This window comes from Photorhabdus heterorhabditis (assembly GCF_018448905.1).
GTDB lineage: Bacteria > Pseudomonadota > Gammaproteobacteria > Enterobacterales > Enterobacteriaceae > Photorhabdus > Photorhabdus heterorhabditis.
In genome coordinates, this window is sequence record NZ_RCWA01000007.1 from 146845 (window position 1) to 163981 (window position 17137).

A 17137-nucleotide genomic window follows, 5' to 3' on the forward strand; every position below is an offset into this window, starting at 1 on the left:
ATGAACCTAACTGACTTAAGAAAATTAATATTAAATAGTGGATTCACTTTAAAAGAATTGCTTAAGATAAAGAGAAGCTTTCTTGTCCTGCATAAAGATGACCCATATATTTATGATAAATATCAAAGCAAAACAGATTGTTTTTGTCATTATCTGATATTTATAGCCGAAGAAGTTTCTTTGCCGTTAACATTTTCCACTCCAATTTGTTTATTTATAATATCAGGTATGTATTTCAGTGGGAAAGCATATGGAATTCCATTAATGTTTTCAATTTACTTATTTTTTGCCATTTCTGCTTTTATTTACTATAGTCTCTCTGTTGGCTGTAATTTAATCACAGGCTCAAAACTGTTAATTTTCCACATTCGCTTTAAAATAAAAAGTAAATTTAACCCTTGAGTTCATTAATAAAACAGGATAAAAACAACCAATTATAAAACCCAATAAAATCGAGTCTAAATAAATGAACCTAACTGACTTAAGAAAATTAATATTAAATAGTGGATTCACTTTAAAAGAATTGCTTAAGATAAAGAGAAAATTTATTATGCTATATAAAGATGACCCTGATGTTTATGATAAATACCAAAGTAAAACAGATTGTTTTTGTCATTATCTATTACTTATAGCTGAATACATAGCTATACCATTGATATATTTGACTCCAATTTGCTTATTTATGATAACAGGTATGTTTTTCAGTGATATGGCATATGGAATTCCATTAATGACATCTATCTACCTATTCTTTACAATTTTTTCCTTAATTTATTATAGCTTCTCTGTTAAATGCAATCCTATCACAGGATTAAAATTAGCAATATTCTATATTCGTTTTAAAATAAAAAGTAAATTTAACCCTTGAGTTCATCAATAAAACATGATAAAAATAACTAATTATAAAATGAAATCGAACCTAAATAAATGAACCTAACTGACTTAAGAAAATCAATATTAAATAGTGGCTTCACCTTAAAAGAATTACTTAAGATGAAGAGAAACTTTATTATGCTATATAAAGATGACCCTGATGTTTATGATAAATACCAAAGTAAAACAGATTGCTTTTGTCATTATCTGTTACTTATAGCTGAAGAAGTCGCTATGCCATTATTATTTTTCACTCCGATTTTTTTATTTATAATTTCAGGTATGTTTTTCAGTGAGAAAGCATATGGAATTCCATTAATGTTTTCGATTTATTTATTTATTTTAATCTCATCTTTTATTTATTACAGCCTTTCCGTTCGCTGTAATTTAATCACAGGCTCAAAATTGTTAATTTTCTATATTCGTTTTAAAATAAAAAGTAAATTTAACTCTTGCGCTCATTAATAAAATAGGATTAAAATAACCAATTATAAAACCAAATAAAATCGAGTTTAAACAAATGAACCTAACTGACTTAAGAAAATTAATATTAAATAGTGGATTCACCTTAAAAGAATTGCTTAAGATAAAGAGAAGCTTTCTTGTCCTGCATAAAGATGATCCACACATTTATGATAAATATCAAAGCAAAACAGATTGTTTTTGTCATTACCTACTGTTTATAGCTGCAGAAGTCGCTGCACCGTTAATATTGTTGACTTCAGTTTGTTTATTGATGATATCAAGTATGTTTTTCGATGAAAAAATACAAAGCATTCTATTAATGTCATCTATTTATTTATTTTTCTTTATTTCTTTTTTAATTTATTACAGTCTCTCTGTTAGTTGTAATCCTGTGACAGGATTGAAATTAACAATATTCTATATTCGTTTTAAAATTAAAAATAAACTTCAATCATCATGAAATTTATGTCTTATTTCATCTGCCAAAAGTTTGACTTTATATAAACTACCAGATACCTGAACGGTTAACATAGGCTTTGATGTTAATTGCCATTTCCTGGTAAAATCCTCATTAATATACCTGAACAATTTTCCAGAGCCTGGCTTGACAGGCAAACCACTTGCATTCTTCGGTTTAAGCTTGAGCATTCCATACGTTCCGTATGTACTTGACAATAAATCAACAGAACTATAAGCAATATCACCCACACCATCATCATAACCTAAAGCATGAGAAATATATCGATAGCCTCTTCTCACCCTACCTATTTTTTGATTTCCATAAAGAATGGGACTTATAGACTCATAGGTATTATTAAGCCCATGCGCCAACAAAACAACTCCCATTGATTGAACCCTTTTAGATCTTACTAGTCTCCCTGAATTGAAAACTGCAGCCCCAGCAGCTGTTTGAACACTACCAGCAACAACGCCACCCCCTATTTTTGCATATTTAACCACGCCCTGATCTTCAAATATATCGGTTATAATATATTTGGTATAATCCTTACGTCTTAAAACCTGATATTCTTTTTCCGTTATTTCATATTCATCTTTTACTTCATAAACCAATCTCTTTTTTTCATTTACATCAAATGTGTTTTTAAATTCACGTGTTTTTATATTAACAAAATCATCAATTTCTTTTAAATATGACATTCTTAATTGGCTATCCTCTATAAAAAAGGTAGCAGCCAAATGTGCTTTACGCTTCAACAACGAAGCGTAATTATTTAAATCATAAGAGAGATGAGATATCCCTTTCATAAAAACCTCAATAAACGTTATCTTCCCATATGCTATATGCACTTGTGCCAGACATAACATGTTCCCACGTGATTGACTGATACATTAAAGATAAACTTTCCTGAGGCTGACACTCATTATGCGTAGATGAATTTGGATAAAAACCATTCAATCCACATATATATGCGCCAGTGAGTTTTATCTTATAATAAAGTTCTAAACCACCTTTACTTGATGTTCTGTAAAAATAAAAAATACATTGTAGCGATTCTTTATTGGTTATCGCTGCACCCAAAAGAGGAGATGATTTATCTATTGGCTTTCTTATTTCAACCGGCTGATGATTAACATTCTGACTTCTGGTTATGTTCGATGTCAATTCATAAACAAAGATATGATCTTCATGACCAATCTGACATGTGTTACCAATAGAATCAACCGTTGAACATCCTTGTGATATTAACCCTTGTTTATCACCCTTAATTTCTAAATAGATTATACCTGTTATCTTTCAAGTTGCCTCTTTGTTGGCTGCACTCACTCACCCCAGTCACATAGTTATCTATGCTCCCGGGGATTCGCTCCCTGGCCGTCGCGATGCATCTTGAAATCTATTGGGTATATATTCGCCATAAAAAAACCATTAAATTAGTCAATATTCAAAAACATAAATATATATTACATTAATGACAAATATAATCAGATATTGATTTTATTCGCAAAAAACGTGATAAATTTCATGACAATAAAAATCAATTCAACCATTTAGGGTTATAAGCATAATTTAATACCTTGAGATATTTAACTTAAATCAATATTGAGATATTTCTTAACCAAAGATAGCTACGTATAATGAAACCATTGGCTAGAAAATATTACGATATATATTTACTTGAATTCTTAAAATTATCACCCAAGAACAATGAACTCATATAAAAATGGCTATTTAACAATAAAGTATTATTGGGATAAGTAATTATTCTTTGATATTCAAGCTAAAGCCCGCATCACAACCCGAGTGAACAGAGTAGAAAGCAATTGAGTCTTGGCGAGATTACCAACAGAGGAAACCATGAGTAGATCACTCAGTCACGATGAAGCAGTCATTGAAATGCTCCGTAAAGACCCTAAGTTCGCTGAAATATACCTTCACACTGCTTTTGAAGAACTTGATGAAGAGGGCGGAGAAACTGGCTTTTTATTAGCACTTCGCCATGTTGTTGAAGCATGTGGCGATATGTCACTGGTCTCCGAACGAACTGGACTTTCACGCGAAACTCCTGACAATTAAAACGGCAACACAATATTACTTTCAGCCAGCAGTCCCATATTGTTATACATAGCACAAGCCGCATCCACCAAATGCATAGCCAACGCAGCGCCACTCCCCTCCCCCAAACGCATTCCCAAATGCAAATAAGGCTCTAATTGCAAGTGCTGCAACGCAATAATTGAACCTTTCTCTGACGATAAATGCGAAGGAATCAGGTAATGGCGCACATCAGGAGCAATACGACAAGCGGCCAGCGCCGCCGCGTAAGAAGGAAAACCATCCAGAATCACCGGCAGTCCAGCAGAGGCCGCGCCAAGTATCACGCCGGCCATACCCACCAAATCATAACCACCGACCTTTGCCAATACATCAATACTGTTGCTAGCATCAGGTCGATTGACGCCAATCGCCTGTCGCACAACCGCCACTTTGTGATGCAAGCGTTCTCTGGGGAAATTAGCTCCCATTCCTACGATCTGTTGTGGATCGCTGTCCGTAAAAACGCTGACTACAGCCGCCGCCGGTGTGGTGTTTGCCATACCCAATTCACCCACACCAAACAGTTTCACGCCAGTCGCAACCTGTTCCAGCGTCAGGCGTGCCGCTGCCAACAACAGATCTTCGGCTTGCTGGCAGCTCATGGCCGGTCCATGAGCAATATTGCCACTGCCACGCCCCATCTTCATATTCACCAGTCCCGGCAGCGGATCACTGTCAATGCCCACATCGACCACTTTCACCTCTGCGCCCGCATTTGCTGCCAACACGCAAACACCCGTGATCCCTTTCATCATATTCTGCGCATGAATAGCGGTTACCGGCTTGGGAGATATCGTCACTCCTTCGTCATACACCCCATGATCCGCAACCATCACAATGATCTGCTTACGATCAATATGATGGCCCGATAATCCCCGCATGCCCGCAAGTTGAATTGCCAAATGTTCCAGACGTCCGAAACTGCCCGTTGGTTTAACCAGCCCATCCAATCGGGTAGCCGTGCGCGCCATAGCAATATTATCCAGCGGCATAATAGCATTCAGGATCGATGAAAATGTTTGCATGGTGTTATTCCCGCATCTCAGGTTGCCAACCAGACTGGTTGTTAAATGTACGCAGAGTGGCAAATCCACGATGGATTTCCACTACACTGTATGTTCCCTGTTCAAAATGAAAATGCCACATGGCAGAAGGCGGCATCGTTAACAAACGTGCCAATAGCAGGCTCAGTACTCCCTGATGGGCAACTAATAGCTGATTAGCCTGACTTTCTTGTGTCAGCAGTCGTTGCACCACATTTTCTATACGTGCGGCAAACGACGAAAAAGTTTCACCGCCGGTAGGAGATGCCTGTTGCCAGTCTGCTAACCAGGCAGCCCACGCTTCTGCATCTTCATGCTGCAAATTACGGTGATGGCGCATTTCCCACTCACCAAAATCCATTTCATTAAGTTGCTCATCAATGCTAGCTGATAATGAGCTATCTGCCAGAATAATCTCCGCAGTATGACGCGCCCGCCATAGCGCGCTGCTTGTCGCTTGCGAAAATTTTACTGCCGATAAATAGTGAGCAACTTGCCGGGCCTGATTTATCCCCGTTTTAGTCAACGCTATATCCGTCATACCACAGAAAACACCGTTCAAATTCGCTGCCGTCTGACCATGCCGAACCAAAAATAGTCTCATTATCGTTACTCAATCTGAGATATGTTTAAGAACAGCTGATTCAGAGACATATATACCCTTCATCTTTCAAAATTCCCATCTTTGATGGTTTCTCGCATGAAGATGGGGAATATATAGATCTTGTTCTACAACCTCATCAGCACAAATGACATGAACTAATGTCACTACTTACCCGTGTAGAAATACTATTTTGTTTTTTTAAATCCTGCGTATCATGTGCTCTTTAGGGATATGTCGTTCCTTTTTGGTTTCACTATGCCTCTATTTTGGGTACAATTCTTTTTATCGAGAACAAGCTAGAGGAAAGGCCAATGATTGGTAGTTTTAAGGACGGAGAAACAGGCTCATTGGCACGGTTCTATTTTGACAGCATTCGAGGGGGAGACATACCCGCTACTATCATTAATCCTTTACGTAGAAAGCTTTCTCTTCTGGAAGCTTCTACTACAGAGAAATCTCTGTTTTCTCCACGCAGTAATAACTATGAGCGCCTTTCAGGAAACTTGGATGGATGGTCTAGCATTCGCGTATCTATTCAATGGAGGCTCATTTTTCGCTGGCGTGATGGCCATGCTTATGATCTTTACCTTGACCCGCATAAATACTAAGGAGGCTTTATGGATACCAGAACAGCAGAACCTACCACTGTAGGCGAGATGTTAACTGAAGAGTTTTTAAAACCTTTAGGAATAACACAGCAACAATTGGCGAATGCTATGGGTATTTCTCGTAAGGTTATCAGTCAGATCGTAAATCATTCCCGCCGCCTGTCTGTTGAAGAAGCGACACAATTGGCTGGTTTATTTGAAACGGACGAGGACTTTTGGATTAATCTTCAGGCGGCTCATGATCGCTGGGAAAGTCGTCAGATTTCCGCCCGTAAGCATTACACGCCTATTACTGTAATTCTCTCGGCTAGCTAATGCCTGGCACTAGAATAGGGAGTTGGGCATTCTGTTAGAAAGTTACTCACAGTAACGCCAGTAAAAACACCAACTCCCCAACTTCTACAGACGCGCCAAGGGTATCACCGGTCTGACCGCCTAAACGGCGGTGCAGATACACCGCCAGCAACCCAATAACCAATAGCGTGATTGCCCATGCCAACACACCAGACCATTGCGTCAACAGGGCAATCAACACCACGCCAACTAACAGCGTCAACAATGTCTGATTCCCATTAACCCGGCCAATATAAAGATTTCCCAATCCAGCTCCTTCACGGGCACAACGTTGACGATACATTAACAGTACAATTGCGCTCCTACCTGCCACTGATGCAGCCGCCAAGGTCATTAACATAGGCGCATCACGCAATGCTAATTCGCTTACCACCAGCACTTTCGCCAAAATAAGGAAGATCAACGCCAATCCACCATTGGTTCCTAAACAGCTATCACGCATGATTTCCAGCATTCTTTCCCGCTTACGAGCTGAAAACACGCCATCACAGGTATCCGCTAAACCATCAAGATGAAATGCCCCCGTGAGCAATGCCAAGGCTAATACGTAACCTAATGCCGCCAATGGCGTACCACACCAAGGTGCAAGCAGGGTAAAAAGAGCAGCAGCAAGCAGACCGACAATCAATCCAACCAATGGGAAACTCACAATACCACGCACGTATTGATCCATTTCCAATCCTTGCGTCCAACGCGACGGTACTGGGATACGCGTCATAAACTGTAAGGTGGCGAGAAAAAGACGCAGATTCACTTAATTTTTACCTCAATCCCCGATACCGTCAGAAATACCTCACTGGCCGCCGCCGCCAGCCGCTGGTTAACTCTTCCAGCTATGTCGCAGAAATGACGGGCCAAACGGTTCTCCGGCACAATGCCCATGCCCAATTCGTTAGTCACCAGATATATCGGAGACGTCATGCAGGCACAAGCCGCTAATAGATCACTAATTTGCTGCTGAATCCCTATCTCTAATACCGCAAAATCCATGTGTTCCGGTGGTGTTTCTCCTGCTAGATCAAATAATAAGTTGGTAATCAGTGTGGTAATACATTCAAGAATGACAGTTTCCCCCGGCTGGGTTTGTGTCATGATGACTGCGCCAAGATCGTGATAGCCTTCCCATGTGCGCCAATGGGAAGGCCGGTTTTCGCGGTGCAAACGTATTCGCTCAGCCATTTCACTGTCTGTCACCACAGAAGTCGCAATATAAAATACTTGCTTACTCGCTTGTGCAGCCAATTTCTCCGCCAGCAAACTTTTACCACTGCGAGCGCCGCCGGTAATCAGAATCACGGCGCCGAACCTTGTTGATGGGTTTTCATACACTGATAAATCCGTTCTATATCCAAGTGCTTACGCATAGCTTTCGCCAAACGATCAAACTGTGTTTGTTTGTAGTGAGCGTAATCCAATGTATCACCTTGATAAGCCATCAGCCCTTTACGTTGACGTAAAGCATTAAGCAGAGCACGGGTAAAGTTAGCACTATCAAACAAGCCATGAATATAACTTCCCATCACACTGCTATCTCGATTAACGGCACCATCAAACCAATTGCCTGAATGGCCGTTACGATCAGTAATACAGGCAAATGGTGTCGCATCTGTCCCCAGTAACGAGCTGCCCATATGAATCTCATAACCTCGGATAGGCTGCTCAATGCAATCTGACAGCAAACCCGATAACCCAGACCAACAACGACCGTTTACTCTGGTTGTCACTTTTTCATGATCAAACCGGGTTTCCATATCCAGCAATCCAAGGCCATCCATCCGTTCAATACCCGATTCCACGCCATCGATAATCCACCTCCCTAACATTTGATAACCACCACAAATACCGATAACAGGGATACCTGCTTGATGCGCTGTCAGCAAAGCATCCGCTAACCCGTTCTGCCGCAACCATTGCAAATCTCCCAATGTGTTTTTGCTACCGGGCAAAATGATCAGATCCGACAACTGCAACGCCGATGATTGAGTCACATAACGCAAGCGAACATCCGGTTGCACCGCCAGTGCATTAAAATCAGTAAAATTGGCAATATGAGGTAAACGAATCACCGCAATATCCAACTCCTTTTCTGCGGCATCCGCATATTTGCCGGTTTGCAGCGCTACACCGTCTTCATCTTCCAGATCGATATCCAACCAAGGCATCACCCCTAACACCGGTACTCCGGTTAAGGCTTCAATCTGTTCAAGACCCGGCTGGAGTAAGCTAATATCACCACGAAATTTGTTGATGATTACCCCTTTTACCCGCACTTTTTCCTCTGGGCGCAACAGTGCCAGCGTACCGTAGATGGCAGCAAATACCCCACCTCGATCGATATCCGCGACCAATAGCACAGGCGCATCCACCATTTCCGCCATTCCCATGTTGACAATGTCTCGATCGCGCAAATTGATCTCCGCCGGACTGCCAGCCCCTTCCAGCACAATCACGTCATATTCACGAGCCAGACTATGAAAAACTTCTCTGATTTGTTGCTGCAAATGGGGTTTATATTGGTGATACTCCACCGCATTCATGCTACAGGCGACTTTTCCCATTAGCACAACCTGAGCCTTGCGGTCGCTGGTCGGTTTAAGCAATACCGGGTTCATCCGTACATCAGGCTCGATACCCGCCGCTTCTGCCTGAAAAATCTGCGCCCTTCCCATTTCTTCACCGTTAATAGTGATACCAGAATTCAGCGCCATGTTCTGTGATTTGAACGGTGCACAGCGGTAACCATCTTGAACAAAGATACGACATAATCCCGCAACTAATACGCTCTTCCCAACATCAGATGCCGTACCCTGCAACATTAAAGATAAACCCATAATGCGACCTCTCTTATTATTTACTCCCCAGTACGCCACTGTTTGTTCACTAAGATGGTGGAGAAATAAGGTAATTTCTGATCAATCGCCACTTGATCCAAGCGGCGCCAGCACTGTTCACCTGGCAATGAGGCATCTGCCATCAACAGGGCATGTTCAAACAAATTCAGACGAGCCAACAACGTACACACCATGGCAAAACGGCCATAAACTTTCATCAGCACCACACAATCATGGTTTTGCAGTGCCTGTTCCAACTCGGCTTCCGGCGCAGTACAGGACATGACTGCCATTGATTGCTGTTCCATTGCCAGCGGTAATACAGTACGCGCTGCAATCGCCGCAAAAGAGGTGATACCTGGGATAATTTCCAACCACTCTTGCCGACCAATGCGTGCCAATAAAAAGACCCAGGTACTGAACAGCATGGCATCACCAAGCGTGATAAACCCCACCTGCCGCCCTTTCATCACTTCATCTTTCAGTTGTTGCGCCACTTCATCCCATACAACTTGTTTTTCTTCGTCATTACTGCTCATCGGGAAATGACAAGTGCGAATTTCAGTGTGTGATGAGAGGTATTCACGCACAATGGAAAGCGCCAAACTGTCACCCCCTTTACGCCCGGCAGGTGCATAAAGCACATCAAGGCGGGAAAGTATCCGGGCAGCCCGAACAGTAATCAAATCACTGGCACCAGGGCCAACGCCCATAGCATAAAGTTTTCCTTCCATCACACCACCTCCTGTTGATCTACCTGTAACGCATCGGCCAGGTGTTGAACGAACATCTGGCGAATCAACGGATTTTCACCTAATCCCTGTAACCAAGATTGGGTTTTGATCCCAACCGCTTCCAATTGAGAACGCCATGAATCCGGCTCGTCTGATGCCATATCGTTAATCGCATGGTCGCCAGCCACCAGCATTAATGGCATCAAATGTACTTTACGCACCGCCTGCCGCCGCAAGCGGATGATGATATTATCGATTTCCGGGTAGCTTTCCACCGCACCAACTAATGCCGGGAAATTATGTGAACTCATCAGGTGATCAAGACACGCATAGGCAGAAAAAGCATGATGGGTTGCACCATGCCCCATAAACACTACACGCTCATCCGCCGCCAGCGGGGGGATTTGATTTTTCAGGGCAACAAGCAGTTGTTGATAATCAGCAAAGCTGTTAAGTAACGGTGTACCAACAACTAAACGTTGAAAATGACCATTAAAGGTACGCACTTCGCTGACAATCTTTTCATATTCGTCACCGTTGATAACATGCAGGGACTGAATAGCCACATCCTGATAACCTTCATTGACTAAACGCTCCAGCGCCTGACGTGGGTTATCTACCTGTAAACCATCACGCTTTTGCAATTTACGAATGATCATTTCAGAGGTGAACGCACGATACAAATCACGATCATTGTAAGCAGCCGCCAGTTGTTGTTCACAAGCCTCAATATTCTTCTGCCGGGTTTGCTGATAGCTAGTTCCAAAACTGATAATTAGCAGTGCTTTTTTCATTTTATTACCCTCGTTTTATTGCCCTCGTTGTTCTTGCCAGTGAATCAGGTGCTGGACAAATTCATCCAATGAGCTAACCCGCTCTCCTTCATCATGCTGTAAAGACGAAGCTGGACGGCATACCACAATGCAGGGGATATTAAGTGCCAGACAAGGAGCCACTTTCTGCTGATATCCCCCTTCTGCACCGGATTCTTTGGTGATCACCACATCGGGATGGCAAAATTCATACAGTGCATGATTGAATTCAGCGGTAAACGGGCCGCGCAAGGCAATAATATGATCAACACCTAGCCCCAAAGCCTCACACTGAACCAGTACCTCCGCCGTTGGCAGTACCCGTACCAACAAGGTTTTTTCCGGTAGTAAACGCTGATATAGCGCCAGTTGCTTGCTGCCGGTGGTTAGCAAAATTCGCTGCCCTAGTGTCCGGGCAATGTCACAAGCCGCTTCCACACTATCGGCTTTGTGCAACAACGGGTGATTGAGTAAATCAATCTCACTAGGGCGTTGATAACGGGTGAGCTTCAACGACAAGCGACGACAGGCGGTAATCACGTTTTGACTGAGCGCTTCCGCATAAGGATGAGAAGCATCAATCACCCAACGTACTTTATGCTGATCAAAGTAATGCATCATTGCCTCAGTATCCATTCGCCCCACCACCACATCCCCCCGAATTTCTCCCGCCAGTTGTCTCCCTGCATCAGTAGCAACCGAAAGACGGTAACGCACGCCTGCCGCGTCTAATGCCCGACAGAGTAGTCGGGCGTCACTGGTACCACCAAAAACATGGACTGCCGGAGGATTCATAATTCATATCCTCGTGGTGTGATCATCAGTCCATCACGGCAATAAGTCGTTTGATTGCCAACGATGACCAGACTGGTCATATCCACGGGTGAAAAATCCATCTCGCTAAACGTGGTGATCCATTTATCTTGTTTTTTACGTGCGGCAGCCTTCACTACCCCCACTGGGGTCTGGGCTGCTTTCCATGGACGCATAAGTTCAAATGCTTTGGCGAGATGCCCTTCACGGCCACGGCTGCGTGGGTTATAAAAACAAATAACAAAATCAGCTTGCGCGGCAGCAATAATACGTTTCTCAATCATCGGCCACGGCGTTAGCAGATCACTTAAACTGATATGACAAAAATCATGCATCAACGGCGCGCCTAACAACGATGCGGCGGCAATACTGGCGGTGATCCCCGCGACTAACTTAACTTCAAGATCACATTGTTGCTGGCAAACTAACTCCAGCACTAAACCAGCCATACCATAGATCCCCGCATCCCCACTGCTGATTAAGGCCACCTTGCGACCGGACAAAGCCAGATCAATTGCTGTCTGACAGCGCTCAATCTCCTTACACATACCGGTTTTAATCACTTCTTTATCCATCGTCAGATGTTTGACCAAATGGGTGTAGGTTTTATAGCCAACAACAATTTCAGCTTCACGGATCGCGGCAATGGCTTCCTGTGTCATCATGGATTCATTGCCTGGTCCAATACCAATTACGGTTAACATGATTGTGATACCCCCAAAGTGATAGTGACGCCCTGCTCACGCAGGGTCCGACCAACCAGTTTTCCTTCACTCATCAACCAAGCGACAGGTTGTGAAACACTGCCAACTCCCACCGTCTGGCGCACAAAATCGGAAGCGGGAAAACGCTGTTCATGGCGACTTAGCTCATTAACACTGAATAACTCAAACGGTACACGCCAACGCTGTGCAAGCTGATTCAGCGCTGGTTCATCCTTTTTAATGACCACACTACCGATGGCGCGAAGGGCCATCAGGTCAAAATGATTTTCTGACATATGCTTCCGCAATAGCTCAACCAGTGTTTGCAACGGTGTATCCCGGCGACAACCAATCCCAGCCACAACACGTTTCGGCACTAATTTGTAGGCTGGCAAAGGCAATTCTGGTAGCAAATCCCGCAATGTGACACACACCAATGCATCCAATTCCGGCAACATATCCAAACAGGCTACCGGGACAAAACCTCGGGTATCACAGTGCTCGCATTCACTAAGCAGTAGTTCATCCCACCACAATCCCACTTTCTGACCACTGACCAGCATTTGGTTTATCACCTTCACCACGTGGCGAAAATCCTGCATATCGGCATCTAATTGAGTGGCAAGGGTATCCAGTGCCGCCATCCCGTTAACATCCGTGGCAGTCGTAATTACCGGATCGGCCCCCAGTAGTTCCGCCAGAGAGTAAGTCAATGCATTTGCCCCACCCACATGACCGGATAACAGGCTAATGACATGCTGACCTTGTTCATCAATCACCACCACGGCGGGATCATGCATTTTGTCGTTTATCAGCGGCGCAATCATACGTACCGTGATCCCAAGAGCCGCCACGACCACCAGCGCCGAATAGCTTTTAAATGCCTCGCGTAAGGTATCGCCAAAACTGCCATTGAAAGGGATAAACCCCGGTTCCAGCAACTTTTCGCTGGTAAAACAGGTCAGAGGGAGATGCGTTTTCAACCGACGTACCAGTCTGACCCCGCCCGGCGTCAAACAGAACACAGCTATCGACTCATGCCCGGCGATATTCATGGCTAAACCCCGCATCGTAGAGCCTGGAATTGTGGTATTCCTCTCCCAAGAAAGCCCCTACCAAAATCAAAGCCGTTTTACGAATACCTGCTTCGCGTACTTTTTCGGCGATATCTGCTAATGTGCCGCGCACAGTACAGCTTTCAGCCCAAGTTGCTTTGTATATCACCGCAACCGGCGTTGTGACAGGGTAACCACCGGCCTGAAGACGCGCAGCCACATGTTCCATCTTCTGTACAGAAAGGTAGATAGCCATTGAAGTTTGATGAGCAGCGAAGGATTCTAACTGTTCGAGCGGTGGCACCGGTGTACGCCCCTCAATCCGGGTAATGATCAGGCTTTGCGACACTTCCGGTACCGTGTATTCCACTCCTAACTGCGCTGCTGCGCCAAGAAAAGCACTGACGCCCGGCACCGAGACAAAACCCATGCCCGCATCGGTTAAAGCTTCTCCTTGCTCGCGAATAGAACCATACAACGAGAGATCGCCAGTTTGCAGTCGAACCACCAATTTACCTGCATGGACGCCATCAACCATCAATGTAACAATCTGTTCCAGTGTCAGACCGGCGCTGTCATGGCATTCAGCCTCTGGTGGACAATAATCCAACAGTTCGGTATTAATCAGCGAACCGGCATAAATCACCACCTGCGCTTGTTGCAACAAACGGTAGCCTTTCAAGGTGATCAATTCCTTGTCACCCGGTCCGGCCCCCACAAACCAGACTTTCCGGGGATCAAAATGCTCAGACATAGCCCCCCTCCTTGTAACAGGAAATAAGATAAGCCGGATTATTCGGTTTGAAATAGTGACCGCTGCCAAGTGATGCCAGAGTAGATGCCTGTAGCTGTATGCATTCCAAGTTACTGATTTGACATGTCCGCAAATGCGCCAATGCATCATTCAGATTATTCAGTAAAATAAAAGTCAGTACCAAACGGCCACCGGGGTACATGTGATCCAGCGCCCAGTCGATCAGTGCCGTCAATTGTCCACCACTACCACCAATAAATACCGCATCTGCCATGACCTCCAATGCCAATGGCGCTTCTCCGGCAATGATTTCTACATTATGACAACCCAACCGCTGACGATTCTCGCCTATCAAAGCTAATGCCGCCGGGTTACGCTCAATGGCAGTGACAGTCAGCGCCGGAAATCGCAAAGCCGCCTCCAGCGCCACACTGCCTGTACCTGCCCCCACATCAATCAACTGTTTGACATTAATCAACTCCAGCCGCTCCAGTGCTAATGCACGTACCGGCTCTTTAGTCATCGGCACTTTTTGGCCGCGTAAAAATTCATCATCTCTCATTTAGGATCACCACCACATTCATGTCATAGTTAGTCGCCACCGCTTCAGGCCGCAGGCGGTGAATACGCTCATTGGACAAAGAGAGGTTCTCACCAATAATCAATGTACGATTCAGACCACGTTGAATAATGGCCTGCGCAATTGCCCACGGGCCTACGCGCCCATCAGTTACCATCCCTACTTTGTCGTGTTGCAGAAGCCAATCAAAATCTGGGGTACGCCCATGACCGCTGGTCAGATAGATATCGTTCATATCCAACGCGGCTTTGGCACATAGATACTGAATTGAACTGATACCCGGAATAATGCGCAGATCATCTGCGGTAAAATATTCAGATAATAGTTTGCCGATGCCATACAACAGCGGATCACCAGACGCTAATACCACAATATGACGAGTGCTGTTGTTCTGTAGCCAGACAATTAAGCTGGCAAGATCCGCATCCAATACGCGAGTTTCATGAGTTATGCCGCTAAATATCTCCAGATGTCGCCTGCCACCCACCAATACCTCCGCCTCAGTGATATAACGTTGTGCCTGCGGTAACAGATACGCAGTATCACCGGGACCAATACCGACTGCGGTGATCATCTCATCTCCTCCAAAATGTCATGCAATGGACGGCTAGTACCTAATATCTGATTATCAAAGGAGAACATAATGGCATCACAACGCGGTGGGTTAACGGCAAAACGCAACATCTCACTCATCCGTTCGCAAATACGTTCAGCAATGCGGTTATAAACTGCTTGCAGACCCTGTTCTGCGATCAGTTCCATAGCCGCTTCTGTGGTATCACAACGATTAACCTCCAACAGCAGTGCCTGCGGTGCGCCCAGCAGCGCCAGATACGCAATTAAGGTTTCCATGCGACCATCAGCAATATGACTGTGGGTATGAAAAATGCCGGCTGCTACTTTCACCAACTTGCCGGGATGTCCTACTAACATGATATGGCGGAACCCAAGCCGTACTGCTTCCTGCAACATGTAACCAACGAAGTTACTCATGGTTACCACCAGCTGACCATCAAGCCCCAGTTGTTCACGTACAAAACGCTCACCGTGATTACCAGGAACCAGAATGACCTTTTCAGCGCCCGCCGCACGTTTCATTTCCAGCTCTAGCGCTAATGAGCGTTTCCAACTCTCTTCCGACATAGGTGTGACGATACCGGTGGTACCAATGATGGAAATACCACCCAGTATCCCTAATCGCCCGTTGTAAGTTTTTTTTGCCCGCTCTTCACCTTCCGGTGCGAAAATTTCGACTTCCGCCCCCCGCGTAGGACCAATCGCTTCCCGAACGGCTGCTTCAATGGTCTGGCGCGGTGTACGGTTAATGGCCGCACTACCTATTGGCAGCCCAACACCTTTGCGAGTGACCGTGCCAACACCTTCGCCACCACGCAAATTGATCTCTCCGTGGTCGCACAGGGTGACACGGGCAAAAATCAACATACCGTGGGTCGCATCCACATCATCACCCCCATCTTTACGAATAGCCGCAGTAGCCTGCTGACCCTCAATCAGGGGTTGTTCGACATTAAGACGCAGTGTCACACCAGAAGGCGTAACAATAGAAACATGGTCAATCACTTGCTGGCGCAGTACCATCAATGCGGCAACCTTAGCGGCGGCAGTGGCACAGGAACCGGTGGTATAACCTTTGCGATACTGTTTACCGTTATGCCAGATGCTATCCAATTGCATGGTGTCGCTCATGGCGCCTCCCGCAATCGGTATAAAATGGCATTGATAATTGCCGCTGCGACGTTGCTACCTCCTTTACGGCCTGCGGCTGCAATACAGGGCAATTCACTTTGCATCAGCGCAGCTTTCGATTCCGCAGCGCCAACAAATCCGACGGGTACCCCAACCACCGCTAAGGGTGAAGCCTGCCTTTCCAGCAAGCGGAACAACGCGGTTGGCGCATTACCGAACACGAATATTTTGTCGCCTTCCTCATCCAGTGCGACATCCACCGCTGCCATAGAGCGGGTGATACCCCGCGCTTTCGCTATCGCCACTACACGCGGGTCACTGATATAACAACGACTCTCACACCCCATCTGATGTAACAACGTTTTGTTAATACCGGACTGAGCCATCGTGGTATCGGTATACAAAATGCATCCTCGACGCAATGCTTCAGTCATGTGGGTCAGCACATCTGGCGAGAACCACAAAATATCCAGCCAATCAAAATCCGCAGTAGTGTGGATCACCCGTTTAATTACCGCTTCTTGCATCTCATCAACAAAACGATAATCAGGATGCTCACGGGCAATAATGTCGCCAATGATTGCGAAGCTATTCTGTTCAATTTGCTGAGGTTTCTGGAGGTAATTCATAACATTGCCCTTTT

At 44.8% G+C, this 17137-nt stretch carries 22 protein-coding genes; 5 read left to right on the forward strand and 17 right to left on the reverse strand.

All coding sequences use genetic code 11. The annotated features are described in order from the left end of the window. Together EAE89_RS06645 and EAE89_RS06650 are read left to right on the forward strand one after the other, a co-directional pair. Entirely contained in the window at positions 1-402 is a 402-nt protein-coding gene (locus EAE89_RS06645) for a hypothetical protein (RefSeq protein ID WP_214085573.1), read from the forward strand. Between the two features lie 609 nt (positions 403-1011). Beyond that, a complete protein-coding gene (locus EAE89_RS06650; RefSeq protein WP_422615506.1) occupies positions 1012-1338 on the forward strand; it encodes a hypothetical protein in 327 nt (108 codons plus the stop codon). 447 nt (positions 1339-1785) lie between these two features. Here EAE89_RS06650 and EAE89_RS06655 read toward each other — a convergent pair whose 3' ends face one another. Both EAE89_RS06655 and EAE89_RS06660 read right to left on the reverse strand, forming a co-directional pair. Continuing rightward, positions 1786-2604, reverse strand: a complete 819-nt coding sequence (locus tag EAE89_RS06655) for a DUF4225 domain-containing protein (protein WP_214085575.1) — start codon at positions 2602-2604, stop codon at positions 1786-1788. A 7-nt stretch (positions 2605-2611) separates the two neighbouring features. Then, on the reverse strand, positions 2612-3091 hold the full coding sequence (locus EAE89_RS06660) for an Hcp family type VI secretion system effector (protein WP_065823101.1): 480 nt from the start codon (positions 3089-3091) through the stop codon (positions 2612-2614). 564 nt (positions 3092-3655) lie between these two features. Between EAE89_RS06660 and EAE89_RS06665 the strand changes: the two genes are divergently transcribed. After that, the gene (locus EAE89_RS06665; RefSeq protein ID WP_214085576.1) at positions 3656-3874 is read left to right on the forward strand and encodes a helix-turn-helix domain-containing transcriptional regulator; all 219 of its coding nucleotides are present in this window, start codon (positions 3656-3658) and stop codon (positions 3872-3874) included. On the opposite strand, the gene cobT is transcribed toward EAE89_RS06665, so the two are convergent. Continuing rightward, on the reverse strand, positions 3871-4920 hold the full coding sequence (gene cobT / locus EAE89_RS06670) for a nicotinate-nucleotide--dimethylbenzimidazole phosphoribosyltransferase (protein WP_054480326.1): 1050 nt from the start codon (positions 4918-4920) through the stop codon (positions 3871-3873). The two genes, EAE89_RS06665 and cobT, sit on opposite strands and share 4 nt — an antisense overlap. Positions 4921-4924: 4 nt before the next feature. After that, positions 4925-5542, reverse strand: a complete 618-nt coding sequence (locus tag EAE89_RS06675) for an adenosylcobalamin/alpha-ribazole phosphatase (protein WP_054480325.1) — start codon at positions 5540-5542, stop codon at positions 4925-4927. A 311-nt stretch (positions 5543-5853) separates the two neighbouring features. Here EAE89_RS06675 and EAE89_RS06680 point away from each other — a divergent pair, with 311 nt between their 5' ends. After that, positions 5854-6150, forward strand: coding sequence for a type II toxin-antitoxin system RelE/ParE family toxin (locus tag EAE89_RS06680; protein ID WP_072161912.1), 297 nt, complete (start codon positions 5854-5856; stop codon positions 6148-6150). 9 nt (positions 6151-6159) lie between these two features. After that, positions 6160-6465, forward strand: coding sequence for a HigA family addiction module antitoxin (locus EAE89_RS06685; RefSeq protein ID WP_149617481.1), 306 nt, complete (start codon positions 6160-6162; stop codon positions 6463-6465). Between the two features lie 46 nt (positions 6466-6511). Here the strand turns inward: EAE89_RS06685 and cobS are convergent, their stop codons facing one another. From cobS to EAE89_RS06750, 13 genes are read right to left on the reverse strand one after another with little or no spacing between them, the layout of a single operon-like run. Continuing rightward, a complete protein-coding gene (gene cobS, locus EAE89_RS06690; RefSeq protein ID WP_214085577.1) occupies positions 6512-7258 on the reverse strand; it encodes an adenosylcobinamide-GDP ribazoletransferase in 747 nt (248 codons plus the stop codon). Then, positions 7255-7800 carry a bifunctional adenosylcobinamide kinase/adenosylcobinamide-phosphate guanylyltransferase gene (gene cobU / locus EAE89_RS06695; RefSeq protein ID WP_214085578.1) on the reverse strand — a complete coding sequence of 182 codons (546 nt, stop codon included), beginning with the start codon at positions 7798-7800 and terminating at the stop codon, positions 7255-7257. The genes cobS and cobU overlap by 4 nt, the downstream gene beginning before the upstream one ends. Further along, positions 7797-9335: a cobyric acid synthase gene (locus EAE89_RS06700; RefSeq protein ID WP_214085579.1), complete on the reverse strand. Its 1539-nt coding sequence runs from the start codon at positions 9333-9335 to the stop codon at positions 7797-7799. Before EAE89_RS06700 ends, cobU begins: the two co-directional genes overlap by 4 nt. A gap of 20 nt (positions 9336-9355) precedes the next feature. Then, complete coding sequence (locus tag EAE89_RS06705; protein WP_149617477.1) at positions 9356-10069, reverse strand: cobalt-factor II C(20)-methyltransferase; 714 nt, start codon at positions 10067-10069, stop codon at positions 9356-9358. Next, positions 10069-10863, reverse strand: coding sequence for a sirohydrochlorin cobaltochelatase (gene cbiK, locus EAE89_RS06710; protein WP_214085580.1), 795 nt, complete (start codon positions 10861-10863; stop codon positions 10069-10071). The genes EAE89_RS06705 and cbiK overlap by 1 nt, the downstream gene beginning before the upstream one ends. Before the next feature lie 15 nt (positions 10864-10878). After that, positions 10879-11676 (reverse strand): cobalt-precorrin-6A reductase, encoded by a 798-nt coding sequence (locus EAE89_RS06715; RefSeq protein WP_054480318.1) that lies wholly within the window; start codon positions 11674-11676, stop codon positions 10879-10881. Next, the gene (locus tag EAE89_RS06720) at positions 11673-12398 is read right to left on the reverse strand and encodes a precorrin-3B C(17)-methyltransferase (protein WP_054480317.1); all 726 of its coding nucleotides are present in this window, start codon (positions 12396-12398) and stop codon (positions 11673-11675) included. Before EAE89_RS06720 ends, EAE89_RS06715 begins: the two co-directional genes overlap by 4 nt. Further along, positions 12392-13453, reverse strand: coding sequence for a cobalt-precorrin 5A hydrolase (gene cbiG / locus EAE89_RS06725; RefSeq protein WP_054480316.1), 1062 nt, complete (start codon positions 13451-13453; stop codon positions 12392-12394). Before cbiG ends, EAE89_RS06720 begins: the two co-directional genes overlap by 7 nt. Beyond that, entirely contained in the window at positions 13434-14207 is a 774-nt protein-coding gene (locus EAE89_RS06730) for a cobalt-precorrin-4 methyltransferase (protein ID WP_054480315.1), read from the reverse strand. Before EAE89_RS06730 ends, cbiG begins: the two co-directional genes overlap by 20 nt. Beyond that, positions 14200-14769 (reverse strand): decarboxylating cobalt-precorrin-6B (C(15))-methyltransferase, encoded by a 570-nt coding sequence (locus tag EAE89_RS06735; protein WP_214085581.1) that lies wholly within the window; start codon positions 14767-14769, stop codon positions 14200-14202. The genes EAE89_RS06730 and EAE89_RS06735 overlap by 8 nt, the downstream gene beginning before the upstream one ends. After that, on the reverse strand, positions 14759-15361 hold the full coding sequence (locus tag EAE89_RS06740; protein WP_054480313.1) for a cobalt-precorrin-7 (C(5))-methyltransferase: 603 nt from the start codon (positions 15359-15361) through the stop codon (positions 14759-14761). Before EAE89_RS06740 ends, EAE89_RS06735 begins: the two co-directional genes overlap by 11 nt. Beyond that, entirely contained in the window at positions 15358-16494 is a 1137-nt protein-coding gene (gene cbiD / locus EAE89_RS06745; RefSeq protein WP_054480312.1) for a cobalt-precorrin-5B (C(1))-methyltransferase CbiD, read from the reverse strand. The genes EAE89_RS06740 and cbiD overlap by 4 nt, the downstream gene beginning before the upstream one ends. Continuing rightward, entirely contained in the window at positions 16491-17123 is a 633-nt protein-coding gene (locus EAE89_RS06750) for a cobalt-precorrin-8 methylmutase (protein WP_214085582.1), read from the reverse strand. Before EAE89_RS06750 ends, cbiD begins: the two co-directional genes overlap by 4 nt. Positions 17124-17137: the final 14 nt, after the last annotated feature.